The 14,224-nt window shown below is 71.3% G+C and carries 15 protein-coding genes; 10 read left to right on the forward strand and 5 right to left on the reverse strand.

Annotation, left to right across the window (positions count from 1 at the left end; translation table 11 throughout):
- The first annotated feature begins 56 nt into the window (after window positions 1-56).
- Window positions 57-2,156, forward strand: a complete 2,100-nt coding sequence (locus tag ACFPZI_RS08810) for a HelD family protein (protein ID WP_381360641.1) — start codon at window positions 57-59, stop codon at window positions 2,154-2,156.
- A gap of 21 nt (window positions 2,157-2,177) precedes the next feature.
- Here the strand turns inward: ACFPZI_RS08810 and ACFPZI_RS08815 are convergent, their stop codons facing one another.
- A complete protein-coding gene (locus tag ACFPZI_RS08815) occupies window positions 2,178-2,876 on the reverse strand; it encodes a copper homeostasis protein CutC (protein WP_381360477.1) in 699 nt (232 codons plus the stop codon).
- 301 nt (window positions 2,877-3,177) lie between these two features.
- On the reverse strand, window positions 3,178-3,303 hold the full coding sequence (locus ACFPZI_RS08820) for a hypothetical protein (protein WP_381360479.1): 126 nt from the start codon (window positions 3,301-3,303) through the stop codon (window positions 3,178-3,180).
- Window positions 3,304-3,673: 370 nt separating this feature from the next.
- Here ACFPZI_RS08820 and ACFPZI_RS08825 point away from each other — a divergent pair, with 370 nt between their 5' ends.
- The 3 genes from ACFPZI_RS08825 to ACFPZI_RS08835 all read left to right on the forward strand — a co-directional run bounded on the left by ACFPZI_RS08825 (window position 3,674) and on the right by ACFPZI_RS08835 (window position 5,986).
- Window positions 3,674-4,336 carry an HD domain-containing protein gene (locus ACFPZI_RS08825; protein WP_381360482.1) on the forward strand — a complete coding sequence of 221 codons (663 nt, stop codon included), beginning with the start codon at window positions 3,674-3,676 and terminating at the stop codon, window positions 4,334-4,336.
- 10 nt (window positions 4,337-4,346) lie between these two features.
- The gene (locus tag ACFPZI_RS08830) at window positions 4,347-5,450 is read left to right on the forward strand and encodes a GNAT family N-acetyltransferase (RefSeq protein WP_381360485.1); all 1,104 of its coding nucleotides are present in this window, start codon (window positions 4,347-4,349) and stop codon (window positions 5,448-5,450) included.
- A 107-nt stretch (window positions 5,451-5,557) separates the two neighbouring features.
- Window positions 5,558-5,986 (forward strand): transposase, encoded by a 429-nt coding sequence (locus ACFPZI_RS08835; protein WP_381360488.1) that lies wholly within the window; start codon window positions 5,558-5,560, stop codon window positions 5,984-5,986.
- Window positions 5,987-6,049: 63 nt separating this feature from the next.
- Here the strand turns inward: ACFPZI_RS08835 and ACFPZI_RS08840 are convergent, their stop codons facing one another.
- A complete protein-coding gene (locus tag ACFPZI_RS08840) occupies window positions 6,050-6,727 on the reverse strand; it encodes a GAP family protein (RefSeq protein WP_381360489.1) in 678 nt (225 codons plus the stop codon).
- A gap of 432 nt (window positions 6,728-7,159) precedes the next feature.
- On the opposite strand from ACFPZI_RS08840, the gene ACFPZI_RS08845 reads away from it, so the two are divergent.
- The 3 genes from ACFPZI_RS08845 to ACFPZI_RS08855 all read left to right on the forward strand — a co-directional run bounded on the left by ACFPZI_RS08845 (window position 7,160) and on the right by ACFPZI_RS08855 (window position 10,406).
- Entirely contained in the window at window positions 7,160-7,750 is a 591-nt protein-coding gene (locus tag ACFPZI_RS08845; protein ID WP_381360492.1) for a hypothetical protein, read from the forward strand.
- Window positions 7,751-7,879: 129 nt separating this feature from the next.
- Window positions 7,880-9,232, forward strand: a complete 1,353-nt coding sequence (locus ACFPZI_RS08850) for a Dyp-type peroxidase (RefSeq protein ID WP_381360494.1) — start codon at window positions 7,880-7,882, stop codon at window positions 9,230-9,232.
- A gap of 40 nt (window positions 9,233-9,272) precedes the next feature.
- Entirely contained in the window at window positions 9,273-10,406 is a 1,134-nt protein-coding gene (locus tag ACFPZI_RS08855) for a catalase family protein (protein WP_381360497.1), read from the forward strand.
- Window positions 10,407-10,772: 366 nt separating this feature from the next.
- Here ACFPZI_RS08855 and ACFPZI_RS08860 read toward each other — a convergent pair whose 3' ends face one another.
- Both ACFPZI_RS08860 and ACFPZI_RS08865 read right to left on the reverse strand, forming a co-directional pair.
- The gene (locus ACFPZI_RS08860) at window positions 10,773-11,045 is read right to left on the reverse strand and encodes a DUF4031 domain-containing protein (protein ID WP_381360500.1); all 273 of its coding nucleotides are present in this window, start codon (window positions 11,043-11,045) and stop codon (window positions 10,773-10,775) included.
- Window positions 11,042-11,479 (reverse strand): hypothetical protein, encoded by a 438-nt coding sequence (locus ACFPZI_RS08865; RefSeq protein ID WP_381360503.1) that lies wholly within the window; start codon window positions 11,477-11,479, stop codon window positions 11,042-11,044. Before ACFPZI_RS08865 ends, ACFPZI_RS08860 begins: the two co-directional genes overlap by 4 nt.
- Before the next feature lie 55 nt (window positions 11,480-11,534).
- Between ACFPZI_RS08865 and ACFPZI_RS08870 the strand changes: the two genes are divergently transcribed.
- The 3 genes from ACFPZI_RS08870 (at window position 11,535) to ACFPZI_RS08880 (ending at window position 14,222) form a co-directional block, all read left to right on the forward strand.
- Window positions 11,535-12,530 (forward strand): MurR/RpiR family transcriptional regulator, encoded by a 996-nt coding sequence (locus ACFPZI_RS08870; RefSeq protein ID WP_381360505.1) that lies wholly within the window; start codon window positions 11,535-11,537, stop codon window positions 12,528-12,530.
- Window positions 12,531-12,588: 58 nt separating this feature from the next.
- On the forward strand, window positions 12,589-13,584 hold the full coding sequence (murQ, locus tag ACFPZI_RS08875) for an N-acetylmuramic acid 6-phosphate etherase (RefSeq protein WP_381360508.1): 996 nt from the start codon (window positions 12,589-12,591) through the stop codon (window positions 13,582-13,584).
- A 68-nt stretch (window positions 13,585-13,652) separates the two neighbouring features.
- On the forward strand, window positions 13,653-14,222 hold the full coding sequence (locus tag ACFPZI_RS08880) for a hypothetical protein (protein WP_381206611.1): 570 nt from the start codon (window positions 13,653-13,655) through the stop codon (window positions 14,220-14,222).
- The last annotated feature ends 2 nt before the right edge of the window (window positions 14,223-14,224 follow it).

A 14,224-nucleotide genomic window follows, 5' to 3' on the forward strand; every position in this document is an offset into this window, starting at 1 on the left:
CCGGAGGCAGACCCGTGCCCGCGCACGTCCCCGAACCCGCGCCCGCCACCACAGCCATGCCCGCCACCAGCACCGTCGACGGCGCCGTTGACGGCGACGGCGGAGGCCCACTGGCCCGCGAGCGCTCCCACCTTTCCGCCTCCCGTACCGCCCTGCGCGCGATGCGCGAGGACGTCGAGGCCCTCGACATCCGCGACGTCACCGCGAACTGGGTCAACGCGCAGATCCTGGAGCGGCAGATCGGGGACCGCATCAAGGCCCTGGCCGACCTCAGCGACACCCCGCTGTTCTTCGGCCGGCTCGACTATCTGCACGCACCGGGCGTCGAGAAGGCGGAGGGGGCCGAGGGCGAGCGCCCGCAGCCGGAGGCCGCTGATCGGACACTGCATATCGGGCGTCGGCATGTGCACGACCCCGGCGGCGACCCGATGGTGATCGACTGGCGTGCGCCGGTCTCTCAGCCGTTCTACCGGGCGTCCAAGAAGGACCCCATGGACGTCGCGCTGCGCCGCCGTTTCGGCTACACCGGCGGGGACCTCACGGCGTACGAGGACGAGCACCTGTCCGACCCGGCGGAGGCAGCGGTCACGAGCAGGCTGCTCCAGCAGGAGATCGAGCGGCCGCGTGTCGGCCCGATGCGGGACATCGTCGCCACGATCCAGCCCGAGCAGGACGAGATCGTACGGTCCGGCCTGTCGGGCAGCGTCTGTGTGCAGGGAGGCCCCGGTACCGGGAAGACGGCCGTCGGCCTGCACCGGGTCGCCTACCTGCTGTACGCCCACCGCGAGCGGCTGGCCCGCGCGGGCACGCTGGTCGTCGGGCCGAACCGGTCCTTCCTGCACTACATCGAGCAGGTGCTGCCCGCGCTGGGCGAGCTGGCGGTCGGGCAGGCGACGGTGGACGACCTGGTGGCCCATGTCGAGGTGCGCGGGACGGACGACGCGCGGGCCGCGCTTGTCAAGGGCGACGCGAGGATGGCCGAGGTACTGCGCCGGGCCCTCCACGCGCACGTGACCATGCCCACCGAACCGGTCGTCGTCGTGCGCGGCTCGCGCCGCTGGCGGGTACCGGCGTACGAACTGGAGGTCCTGATCCGTCAGTTGCTCGACCGGGACATCCGCTACGGTGCCGCCCGCGAGGCCCTGCCACAGCGCATCGCGCACGCCGTGCTGGTGCAGATGGAGCGGGCCGGGGAGGCACCGGACGACAGGGTGCAGGACGCGGTGGCCCGCAACAGCGCGGTGAAGGCGGCGGTGAAGGCCCTCTGGCCGGCCGTCGACCCGGCGAAGCTCGTCCTGCGGCTGCTGGCGGACCCGGAGTTCCTGGCCGAGCACGCGGCCGGACTGCTCGACGAGGACGAACGGAAAGCGATCCTCTGGGCGAAGCCGGCGCGGTCGGTGAAGTCCGCGAAGTGGTCGGCGGCGGACGCGGTACTGATCGACGAGGCCACCGACCTGATCCGGCGCACCCACTCCCTCGGGCACGTGGTGCTCGACGAGGCGCAGGACCTCTCCCCCATGCAGTACCGGGCGGTGGGCCGGCGCTGCACGACCGGTTCGGCGACCGTCCTCGGTGACCTGGCCCAGGGCACCACGCCGTGGGCGACCCGGAGCTGGGAGGAGGCGCTGGGCCACCTGGGCAAGCGGGACGCGGTGGTCGAGGAGCTGACCGCCGGTTTCCGCGTCCCGACGGACGTGATCGCGTACGCCTCCCGGCTGCTCCCGCACATCGCGCCGGGCCTGGCGCCGGTGGCGTCGATCCGTGACAACCCGGGCTTCTTCGAGGTCCGCCGGATCGCGGGGGCGGGTGACGTGGTATCCGCGTGCGGCGAGTTGCTGCGCAACGAGGGCTCGGTCGGCCTGATCGCCGCCGACGCCCGCATCCCGGAGCTGGCGGAGGTTCTGGCGGAGGCGGGCCTCGGTTACGTCGCGCCGGGCGAGGAGACGACGTACGACACCCGGCTCACCCTGGTCCCGGCGTCCCTGGCGAAGGGCCTGGAGTACGACTACGTGGTCCTGGACGAGCCACGCGCCGTGGTCGACGGCGAGCCCGACGAACGCACCGGCCTGCGCCGCCTGTACGTCGCCCTGACCCGAGCGGTCTCGGGCCTGATCGTGACGCATGCGGCGCCCCTGCCGGAACAGCTGCTGAACTGAGCCGATCCGGCGGAGACGGTGTCAGCCTCCGTCCACAACCCGGCGCCACTTTGCGACGGCTTCGGCCGAGACGGGCCCGGTCCATCCGTCGGGCCGGGCCGCGCCCCCGATGTGAAAGGCACGGATCCCGGCGGTGAGCAGGGTGGGCACCTGTTCCAGCCGCAGGCCGCCGCCGACGAGCAGCTGCTGCTGGTACCCGGGTTCGCCCTCTCGCCCTCGTCGGGCCTCGGCGAGCAGGGTGGGCAGCCCGTCGGCGACACCGCCGGGCGCGCCGGCGGTCAGGTAGGTGTCGAGGCCGGGCAGCCCGTCGAGCTGCTTGCGGAGGGCGTCGCGGTCGGCGGCGCGGTCGATGGCGCGGTGAAAGGTCCAGCGGCAGCCGTCCAGCGCACCGGCCACCCGCTCCACGGCGTCCAGGTCCACCCGGCCGTCGGCGTCGAGGAACCCGAGAACGAACTCCTCGGCCCCGGCGTCCCGCACCTGGTGGGCCGTGCGCGCCAGCCGGTCGAGGTCACCGGCGGCGAACCCGTCGGCGAGGCGCAGCATCACCCGCAGCGGGAGGCCGACGGCCGCGCGGACGGCGGCGACGGTGGCGGCGGACGGGGTGAGCCCGTCGGCCGCCATGTCGGTGACCAGCTCGAGCCGGTCCGCACCTCCCGCCTGGGCGGCAACCGCGTCCTCGACGTCGAGGGCAATCACCTCCAGGACTGCACGCTTGCTCATGGAACCCCATTCCTCGGCGTCAAGGCACGGATCGTCGACGACTAGAGCCCAGAGAGCTGGCGACCTAGAGGTCTAGTCCAATCCAGCCTACGCCCGCCGACCGGGGATCCGCGCCCCCGCACCCCGCGGCCGGTCTCACTCCCCGAAGATGTTCAGCTCCGCGGCCGCAGCCCCGGCCAGTACAGCGCGCCGTCGCCCTCGTCGAAAATCGCGCTCTGATTGCCCTGGGCCGGCGGCTTCCAGGCGGCTTCCTCCGTGGACCGCCCGGGCCTGCCGACACGTCGTCGGGCCCGGGCGGGGGTCAGGTCGCCGGTACGGGTTCCAGGTCGTCGCCCTTCTTCGCGGAACCGGAGACCGACGCCGCCGAACGCCTCTTCGTCCGGTCGGGCATCTCCCACGTCTCGGACCGCAAGGTCGCCGCAGGCACCGAGTTGGTTCACCTGCCTCGCGGGGGGCTTCGAGCCGGCGGGGGACGGCGTCGGCGCGCAGGTGCTTCAGGTCCGGGACGGGGTCGCAGAGGGTGCCCGAGGAGTCGGCCCCGGTCCAGCGCCGCGTCCTTGCCCGCGTTGCCGACGTACACGCTGTCGTTCCCGTGGCACGTCCGCCGAAAAACGTGAGCACCCCGGCCCCACGCTCCTGAGGACCCCGAAGCCGAGACCGGCCGAGGTCTCTGACTGGTGTCCTGTCCGGCGAGCCGGATGGGAGTCGAGCCGCACGGAGACGGCGGTCCCGGCAAGACCGGACGGGCCGAGCTCGACCTCTGATGGATCAGGGCACGCAGCAGGAACAATGGCCGCATGGCCGACACCGATGTTCTGCGTGAGCGTTTCGTCCGGGCGCTGGAAGGGGCCCGTGAGCCCGGGGGCGGGCCCGACCCTGTGCCCTACGCCGACCATCTGATCGGCCGCTGGCAGGAGGATCAGCGGCGGTATCACACCGTCGCGCACCTCACCGCCGTGCTCGACCGGGTCGACGAACTGGAGGCGTACGCGGACGACCCCGACGTCGTACGCCTCGCCGCCTGGTTCCATGACGCCGTGTATCTGCCGGACCGGTCCGAGAACGAGGAGCGGTCGGCGCGGCTGGCCGAGCGGGCGCTGGCCGAGGCCGGGGTTCCGGAGGCGAAGGTCGCCGAGGTGACGCGACTGGTGCGGCTCACCGCCACCCACGACCCGGCCGACGACGACCGTGACGGCCAGGTGCTGTGCGACGCCGATCTGGCGATCCTCGCCTCGCCCCCGTCCGCGTACGCCGCCTACACCGCTGCCGTCCGCGCGGAGTACCACTTCGTCCCCGGCGACGCCTTCCGCGAGGGACGGGCCGCCGTACTGCGCCGGCTCCTCGACCTGCCCCGCCTGTTCCGCACGCCGTACGGACGGGAGCACTGGGAGGCCACGGCCCGGTACAACATCCGCGGCGAGCTGGAAATGCTGTCGACCCCGACGCCACCGTCCTCATAGCCTTCCCCTCATGCATGCCTTGGGAGCGGAACAAGTGGAGGAGGCCGTCGCGGACTGCGTGGCGGCCCTGGGTGTGGTCACCGACCGGGAGTGGGAAGGTGTGCGAGCCGGGCGGCTGGAGTGGGGCTGCCGGGAGACCGCGGTGCACATCGCCTCCGATCTCCTCGCGTACGCCGGTCAGTTGGCCGGCCGGGCGCAGGACGCGTACATACCCTTCGAGATCACCCTCGACGGCACCGACGACGGCTTGGACCCCGCCGGCAACGCGGGCGTCCTCCAGGTGATCACCACGACCGGCGCCCTCCTCGCCGCCACGATCCGCACCACCCCGCGCGCGGTCCGCGCCTTCCACCCGTACCCCTTCCGGCACGCGAACCGCGAGGGCTTCGCCGCGATGGGTGTGGCCGAGGTGCTACTGCACACCCACGACATCACCGAGGGCCTGGGCATACGGTACGAACCGCCCGCCGAGCTGGCCTCGTTCGTCCTCACCCGGATCTTTCCGCGGGTCCGGCCGGGGCCCACCCCCTGGCAGACCCTGCTGTGGGCGACCGGGCGCGGCGAGCTGCCGGGGCGCGAGCCCGTCGGCCCATGGCGCTGGAGCAACAATCCGGTGCTCCGCGGCGAGCGGCTCGACCTGGAGGGCCTCACGCCGGCGAGCGCCGCCGACCTCGGCACGGGCGGTGACGGCGGCTTCGCGTGGGTCGGCTCCGCTCCCGCCGAGGGCACCCGGATCGGCGCCGGGATGATGGCCAAGCAGTACGAGGAAGGGGAGTTCCGGCCGGAGTGGACCGCCTACGTCCTGGTCCGGCGGGAGGACGGCCTCGCCGTCGGCGCGATGGGATTCCACAGCGCTCCGGGCCAGGACGGACGCGTGGAGATCGGCTACGACCTCGTCGAGGGCGCCCGCGGCCACGGCTACGCCACGGAGGCGCTGCGTACCTTGTCGGCGTGGGCGCTGGCCCAGAACGGCGTACGGACCGTCACCGCCGTCATCGACCGTGCCAACACGCCCTCGCAGGGCGTCGTCACCCGCGCCGGATTCACCCGGGTCGGCGAGGACGAGGCGAAGGGCGAGTACGTCTACGAGCTCCGAGAGGTTGGAGAGGCCTGAGAGCCCGTGAACAAACTGTCAATCCCCTGGTTCAGAGCTTGGTCATGGTCCTCGACCGGTTCGCGAAGTAGCTGCGTGACCATGCCTTCGGGGAGGACGGTGGGGCGATGGACCGTCAGGCAGTCGAGGAACTGAACGTAGATCTCGCGGAGTTCACGGGCGATGTCTTCGCGTACCTGGCCTACGCAGGTCAGCGTGGTTACGGCCGTCAGTACCTGCGCGGGCTGATGCTGGACGGCAAGCGCAAGTCAGTGGAGCCGATGGCGGAGCGCCTGGGCACCCCCAGGCAGAACCTGGGGCATTTCGTCGCCCAGTCCACCTGGGACTACCGCGAGGGGATGCGGCGTGTGGCGGCCACGCACCGACCGGCTGCTGCGGCCGTCGGCCTGGTTGATCGACGATCACCCCTTCGTCCGCCATGGGCATGGCACCGCCGGTGCGATCGTGCAGCACTGCGGCGAGCGCGAGCAGCACTTATGCCAGGTGGCCGTGTGTGCCGTCGTTGCCGTCAAGGCTGCCGTCAGCTCCAAAGGTGACGCCGCAGCAACGAGCGGACTGCCCGTCCTTCACAGCCGACACCCACGACTCCTCGGCTGTCATCAGGAGACGAGGATGGAGATGCCGTCTCCGAGCAGCTTCAGCCCGAGGACGAAGAACAGGACGGCCATCACGGCGACGTTGTGCTGAGCTGCCCACTCTTTCCAGTTGCCGAGCGTGGTCTTGGCTCGCTCTCCCCCGAGGAAGAAGACTCCCAACGGGGCCAGCAGGCCGAGGGTGGCGATCAGGACGAAGATTGCCAGCGACGCGATCTGCTGCCCGACCGGCAGTCCGGCTGAGCCGATCGAGGCGCCCGCGGTGATGGTCAGCGGGGCGTTCTTGGCGTTGAGCGCGGCCAAGGCCAGCCCGAGTGCGAAGACCTTGACCGGCGTGAGGCGGTCGATCGCGCCCATCCACTTCGGCAGTTGGGCTTGCGAGGGATCCTTCGGGCGCCGGTGCCATTGCCGGGCGCCGAAGAGAACGAGGAACAGGCCCAGAGCGAGCTTGAGGAATCCCACCCAGGTGGCCGGGTGGCCGTGGGCGGAGGCACCTGCGGGAGAGGCGATCGCCAGCATCACCGCGCCCAGAACCGAGAGTCCCAGGATCCAGCCGACGGTGAAGAGAACTCCGTTGAGACGTCCCCGAGGCGTGGCGAGTATGAGGATGATTGCGATGATCGGGAGCGGGCTGACGGCGACTGCGGCCGCGAGACCCAGCACGTCACCGAGAACGTGGCCCATGGTTGCCTCCGGGTGTCGATCCAGTGGAGCAGGGGGGCTGCGGAAGCGGATGACCCGGTCGCCCGGGCGGCGCAACGGGCTGGTGCGCGATGGGCTGCGACACTGTCTTCGCGGCCGCGCGGAAGTGGCTGCCCGGCAACGGTGATGACGACGTACTCGGCACGTCTCACCGAATTCCATCTTCCTGCGCCTGGCTGGATCTGTCCTCGGGAGCTTCTCGGGACGTGAGGACCCCGGCGTCGGCCTGCCGCACCGGGCAGGCGGCCCCGCGATTGCCGGAGCTTCGAGATACCACCCCAGGTGACCACAACGCCCAGGGGCCGAGATGCGAGGCAACTCAGCCGCAGGGAGGATCGGAGATGTGAGGGCGATCGCGCCTCATGTCCGGGCGCTGGGGACCCTCGCACCGATCCGTGGCAGGAGGACCTCGCGATGGCTGCGACGACAGGCGCAACCCCGTCGGCTCACCATGAGCACCCGGGCAGGATGGATGGGGTCTGTAACGAGTTCACCGTTTTCACCAAGATCAAGCCGGGCGAGGCCGATGCATTGCGCGAGGATCTCACCTGGCTCGGCGACGCGGCGAATGACGAGAATGTCCATGCGGCACTGCGCCAGATCGGCACGCTGCATGACGCACGGCACGTCATTTTCGACAACGACACCAGGTTCATGTTCGCCAGCGTCTTCGACGGCTCCTGGGACACCTACATCGACGACTTCGCCAAGACGGTGGTCGGGGCCCGCTTCGACAAGGTCTTCTCACACAGCGAAGGGTTCCCCGGCATCAAAGATCCAGGGGTCAAGGACTGGTTCCTCGCCCACCAGGAGCCCGCAGGGGTCTTCGTCAGCGCGTACCCCGATCTGACCGTTCAGCAGATCTACAAGGACCAGCGCGTGGACAACGCGTTCCAGGACGTGCTGGACACCACCGAGTTCCGGACAGCGCTGGACAACCCGGCCAACGCGGAATTGGTGGCCACACCCGCCTTCCAGAAGCTGCTGGAGGAAGCCTCGGCCTAAACCCGGACAGCCCAGAACCCGGACATAACCGACCCGCGGACCCGACCCAACGTTGGACCGCTTCGGCGGGTGCGGGTCGGCTGCTGCGGGGCTGCCCAGGCAGAGACCGATGTGGAGGCACAAGCGATCATGAACACTGCGAACAGCCGCAGCGCGGCCGGCGTGCGCATCGAGATCGACGACGTCCAGAGCGGGGCCCTACGCCCGCGGCCCGTGCCCTACGAGGGAAAGTTCATCTTCCTGCGCGTCGATGACCGCCACGCCGGGCGCGCCCTGCTGCGGCGGCTGCTTCCGGTGACCTCGGGTGGTCTGCCCAGCGCGGACCGGAGCCAGGATGCCTGGGTGGCTGTGGCGTTCACCTATCAGGGGCTGAGGGCCCTGGGAGTGCCCCAGGAGTCGCTGGACAGCTTTCCGCGGGCGTTTCGTGAGGGCATGGCCGCCCGGGCAGAGCTGATCGGTGACGTGGGCGAGAGTGCCCCGGACCACTGGGAGGCACCGTTCGGAACAGGCGATGTCCATATCGCGTTGAGCGCCCTCGCCTCCGATGCGGCACAGCTGGGCAAGAAGCTGGAGCAGGCCCGTGTCGCCTTCGAGGACACATCCGGTGTCCAGGTGATCTGGCAGCAGGAGGTCCGCCAGCTCCCGACCGGGCGCACCACCTTCGGCTTCCGTGACGGCATCAGCCATCCGAACATCGAGGGCGTCGGACTGCCCGGCTCCAACCCGCAGGAAACTCCCATCAAAGCCGGCGAGTTCATCCTCGGCCACCCCGACGAAACCGGCAGCCTGCCGCCCATGCCCACCCCCGATGTGCTGGGCCGCAACGGGACCTACGCAGCCGTGCGCAAGGCCCACACCAACGTGGCGGCCTGGCGCCGGTTTCTGCGCGCGAACAGCTCCAGCGCCGAGCAGGAGGCACTCCTGGCGGCGAAGATGGTGGGGCGCTGGCCGAGCGGAGCACCGCTGGCACTGGCACCGGAGCACGATGATCCGGAGCTGGCGGCCGATCCGCACCGCGTCAACAACTTCCTGTACCGGGAGCACGACGATCGCGGCTACCGGTGCCCCGCCGGTGCGCACATCCGGCGCACCAACCCCCGCGATTCCACCATCATCGGCGACGCACGGATGCATCGCCTCATCCGCCGCGGCACCACCTACGGCCCGCCGCTGCCGGAGGGTGTGCTGGAAGACGACGGCGCCGAGCGTGGCCTGGTCGGAGTGTTCCTCGGCACCCATCTGGAACGGCAGTTCGAGTTCATCAAGGCCCAGTGGATCAACGACGGCAACTTCATCGGCTACCCCGGCGAGAAGGACGCGGTAGCCGGCCATCACGGCGGAACCGGCACCGTCACCATCCCGGAGAAGCCGGTCCGGCGTCGTCTGCAGAACCTGCCCAGCTTCGTGGTCACCCGGGGCGGTGAGTACTGCTTCGTGCCGGGGCTGCGCGCCTTGCGCTGGCTCGCGGAACTGGAGGGCTGAGGACAGTTCCCACCACGGTCTTCGAGGAGGGTTCGACACCATGGCAGCACAGTTCGTCCGCTATACGCCTGACGTTGAAGCCGACGATCCGAACTTCGACCGCACCCTGCAGACGGTGATCGGCAAGACCGAGAGCTACATCGCCGACTCCGTCGAAGCCGGTGGCACCGGCCGGGCCCTGCGCGACGCCCACGCCAAGGGCTACGGGCTGGTCCGAGGGGAAGTGGAGATCCTGGACGGGCTACCCCCCGAGTACGCCCAGGGCATCTACGCGACTCCGGGAACCCACGATGCGCTCATCCGCTTCTCCAACGGCTCGCCTCACGCCGGAGCAGACGCACGGCTGGGCGCCGCCACCGGACTGGCACTGAAGATGTTCAACATCCCCGGCCCGACCCTGCTGGAAGACGAACCGGACACGGGCACCTTCGACTACGCCAACATCAACGGACCGATCTTCTTCTGCAACACGGTCGAGCACTACCTGTTCATCCAGGAACTGTTCCTGAACGCGCCGGCCTACTTCTCCCAGGGCCGACCCGGAGCACATCGTTTCTTCACCGAGTTCGTGACCGGAAAGGGAACGCTGGATCAGGACAACTGGGCGTGGGACGAGTTCCTGGCGTTCCTGCGCCTGTCAAAGATCCCTCCGGTCAACGTACTGCTGTCGAGCTACTGGACGATGGGCGCGGTCCGGCACGGGGACTACATCGCCAAGGTGCGCATCACCCCCGACCCGGACTTCGCCGCCGCGGTGGTCCGGCGCGACATCGATCCGGCCTCGGCGGCGGAGGTCTTCCGACCGGCCCTGCAAGCCGAGCTCCAGGAGCGGCCCTACGCCTTCGACATCCAGGTCCAGCTCTGCACCGACCTGAAGCGCATGCCGGTGGAGGACACGACCGTGGAGTGGCCCGAGCAGCTCTCGCCGTCCGTCACCGTGGCGAAGCTGCGGCTGCCGCAGCAGGACGTCTCCGGCCCGGAGAACCTGGAGAAGATGGACTCGCTGTCTTTCACACCCTGGCGGGTCACCGCCGAGCACACACCCCTGGGCAACATCATGCGGGCCCGCAAGGAGGTCTACCGGCGGTCCTCCATCGCGCGTCACAAGCTCAATCAGCAGCCGCGTACAGAGCCCCGCAGCGCCGACGAAGTACTCGGGCCGGTCGATGCTTGATCATCAACGGTAAGTGACCGTCCAGCCAGTGATTTGGGACGAAGAGGACGTGCCAGACGCGTGCCAGATCCTGCGGGGAACCACGGGGAACACCGGGGAATCAACGGACCCGCCACCAGGTGTCGAAGCCCTTCCGCCGCAGGACAGCCCTGCGTCGAGCCCCAGATCACCTCAGCTTCCCAAGCTGAGAGGCTGCCGCGGACCACTGGAGTGCGGCCGGGACAGCCCACCGTGCCCCGCGCAGGAAGAGGACCGCGGCACCACCGGATCGGTTGATGCGATCCTGGGGCTCTCCGCTGCGCAACGGCCCGCGTGGGGAGTTCGGCGGCCTCCACCGCCGCTGCCGACCAGCACCGTGCCACCGTGTCACCGTGATCGACTCGCGCTCTTGCGCACCCGCAGGCCCGCCCCGTGCAGCAGCCGTACCACCTCGCGGCTGCTGACCTCCACCGCACCGGCGAGCACGACGTCCGTGTACCGGTGCTGGGGAATGTCGTAGTGGTCGCGTTCGAAGGCGCGGCGGGGGACGCCGAGGGCGGCGGCGAAGGCGTGCAGTTCGTCGTAGGAGACGTCGCTGACCAGGTGGGACCAGAGTCGGCCGTGGCCCGGCCAGGTGGGCGGGTCGATGTACACGGTCACGCCGAGGCCGCCCCACCCTCCCCGCCGCCCGGTGCCCCGCTCAGCGAGCCCACCGCCGCGACCTTCACGCCCGACTGATGGCACACCCAGTGCGGGTCGGGGCCCAGCTCCGGTTCCACCTCCAGCGCGTGCGGGTCGCCGGAGCCGCACACCGGGCACAGCGGCCAGCGGCCGTACCGCTCCAGCAGGGCGTCCTGCACGTCCTGGGCGACCAGGCCGGCCACGAACTCGGCGCCCTGGGGCCACTGTTCGACCCACCAGCGGCGCTGCGCCACGGACTCCTCGACGAGTGAGACGATCTCCGCCTCGGCGACCTCGTGCGCGACCAGGTCGGCGAGCACGAGGGCACGTGCCGCGTGCAGCGCCTGCTCCAAAGGGCTGACGGGGCCGACGGGGGTGTCGTCGGTGCCGTCGGGGGCGTCGTGGGGGTCCATGCCCCCATTGTGCGCACTCTTGACCCCGCCACCGAAACGAAAATATCTTTCAACGGTGACCCAGGATGTGAAGGAAATTTTCGCGGACCGGCGCGGCACCGGTGCCCGCGGCGGTTCCGCCGCCACCCCGTCCGCCCGGGCCACCCCTCCGGCCCCGCCGGCCCCTCCGGCCCCGCCCGCTCCCGCCGCCCTCGCGGCCAAGGTCCGTACGCTGGCGCCGTCGATGACCCGCTCCATGCAGCGGGTCGCCGAGGCCGTCGCGGGCGACCCGGCCGGCTGCGCGGCCCTCACGGTCACCGGCCTCGCCGAACTCACCGGCACCAGCGAGGCCACCGTCGTCCGCACGGCCCGCCTGCTCGGCTACCCCGGCTACCGCGACCTGCGCCTGGCCCTCGCCGGGCTCGCCGCCCAGCAGGAGTCGGGCCGTGCCCCCGCGATCACCACCGACATCGCGGTGGACGACCCCATCGCCGACGTCGTCGCGAAACTCGCCTACGACGAGCAGCAGACCCTCGCCGACACGGCCGCCGGTCTGGACACCGGCCAGCTCGACGCGGCCGTCGCCGCCCTGGCCGGCGCCCGCCGGACGGACGTGTACGGCATCGGCGCCTCCGGCCTGGTCGCCCAGGACCTCACCCAGAAACTGCTGCGCATAGGGCTGATAGCCCACGCCCCCGGCGACCCGCACCTCGCCGTCACCAACGCGGTGCAGCTGCGCGCCGGTGACGTGGCCATCGCCATCACGCACTCCGGTTCGACCGGCGACGTCATCGAACCGCTCCGGGTCGCCTTCGAGCGCGGGGCGACGACCATCGCGGTCACCGGCCGGCCGGACGGGCCCGTCACCCAGTACGCCGACCACGTACTGACCACGTCCACGGCCCGCGAGAGCGAGCTGCGCCCGGCCGCGATGTCGTCCCGGACCAGTCAGCTCCTGGTGGTGGACTGCCTGTTCGTGGGCATCGCCCAGCGCACCTACGAGTCGGCCGCCCCCGCGCTGTCCGCGTCGTACGAGGCACTGGCCCACCGGCACCGGAGCGGTTCCCGCTAGCCGCGGCCCCGCCCCCCACCACAGTTCCAGCACCGGACAGACCGGAGAAAGCCGTTCCATGACCCACACGTCCGAGTCCTCCGAGTCCTCCGCGCCCGAGACGCCCGACACGCCCCGGCCCCGCACTCTCCGTGCCGAGTTGGAGACCCTGACCACCGAGGCGTTCCGTCCGGAGCTGGCGGACGTCGACCGGCTGCCCACCCTCGGCATCGCCCGGCTGATGAACGGCGAGGACGCCACCGTCGCCGCCGCCGTGGCCGAGCAGCTGCCCGCGATCGCCGCCGCGATCGACTCCGTGGCCGAGAGGATAGCCCGGGGCGGCCGGCTGGTCTACGCGGGCGCGGGCACCGCCGGCCGGCTGGGCGTTCTGGACGCCTCCGAGTGCCCACCGACCTTCAACACCGGCCCCGGCCAGGTCGTCGGCCTGATCGCGGGCGGCCCCGGCGCCCTGGTCACCTCGGTCGAGGGCGCCGAGGACTCCGCGGAGCTGGCCGCGGCCGACCTGGACGCGCTGGTACTGACCGCCGACGACACGGTGGTCGGCGTCTCCGCCTCCGGGCGCACGCCGTACGCCGTCGGCGCCGTCACGCACGCCCGCGCGCGGGGCGCCCTGACGGTGGGCCTCGCCTGCAACGCGGGCAGCCCGCTCGCCGCCGCGGCCGAGCACGGCATCGAGGTGGTCGTCGGCCCGGAGCTGCTGGCCGGCTCCACCCGTCTCAAGGCCGGCACCGCCCAGAAGCTCGTCCTCAACATGATCTCGACGATCACGATGATCCGGCTGGGCAAGACGTACGGGAACCTGATGGTCGACGTGCGCGCTTCCAACGAGAAGCTGCGCGCCCGCTCCCGCCGTATCGTCGCCCTCGCGACGGGGGCGGCGGACGCCGACATCGAGCGCGCCCTGGCCGCCACGGACGGCGAGGTGAAGAACGCCGTCCTGGTCCTGCTGGCCGACGTGGACGGCCCGACCGCGGCCCGCCTCCTCACCGGCTCCCACGGCCACCTGCGCACCGCGCTGGCACAGGCACCGGGACCGCAGGACGCCACGGGCTGACCCGGGCCCGAACCCCTCGCATCCGGGCCTGGGATACTGGACCCGCCCACCCCACTCCGGAGGCGACCATGAACCACGCGCAGCTCACCGCCCTGGGCCGCGCCCTGCGCGTCCTCGGTGAGCACGGCGAGGCCCTGTCCGGGGACTCCCCGGACGCCAAGCTGCACGAGGTCCGGGCGGACCTGAAACGAGCGCTGGACCGGTTGGAGGAGAGCGTCAGCACGGCCGTGCCCAGCACGCGCTGCCCCGAGCACCCCACCGGCCCGGTCGACGAGAGCGCCCCCGACCTGTGCCTGCTGTGCGAGACCCGGCGCCGTACGGCCCGCCGCGCCGAGTTCAACGGGCCGGCGCCCCAGCACGCGCCCACCGGGCCCGTACCGTCCCGGTACGGAATGCACAGCGACCGCCCCCAGCCCCAGCAGCGCTGGCTGCCGGAGCTGTGGAACGGTCAGGCGTGGCAGTTGTGCGGCACCCCGCGCCGCGACCGGCGCGAGGCCGAACTGTTCATCGCGGCCGAGCGGCGCGGGCCCCGGCCCGCCATGGCGTACCGGCTGCTGCTCGAGTTCACCGACTACGAGGTACTGCGCGTGTGGGGCACCACGGTCCGGGCCGGCGGCGAGCCGACCGGGAATCCGTAAGC

It is taken from the genome of Streptomyces chlorus (assembly GCF_042655885.1).
Classification (GTDB): domain Bacteria; phylum Actinomycetota; class Actinomycetes; order Streptomycetales; family Streptomycetaceae; genus Streptomyces; species Streptomyces chlorus.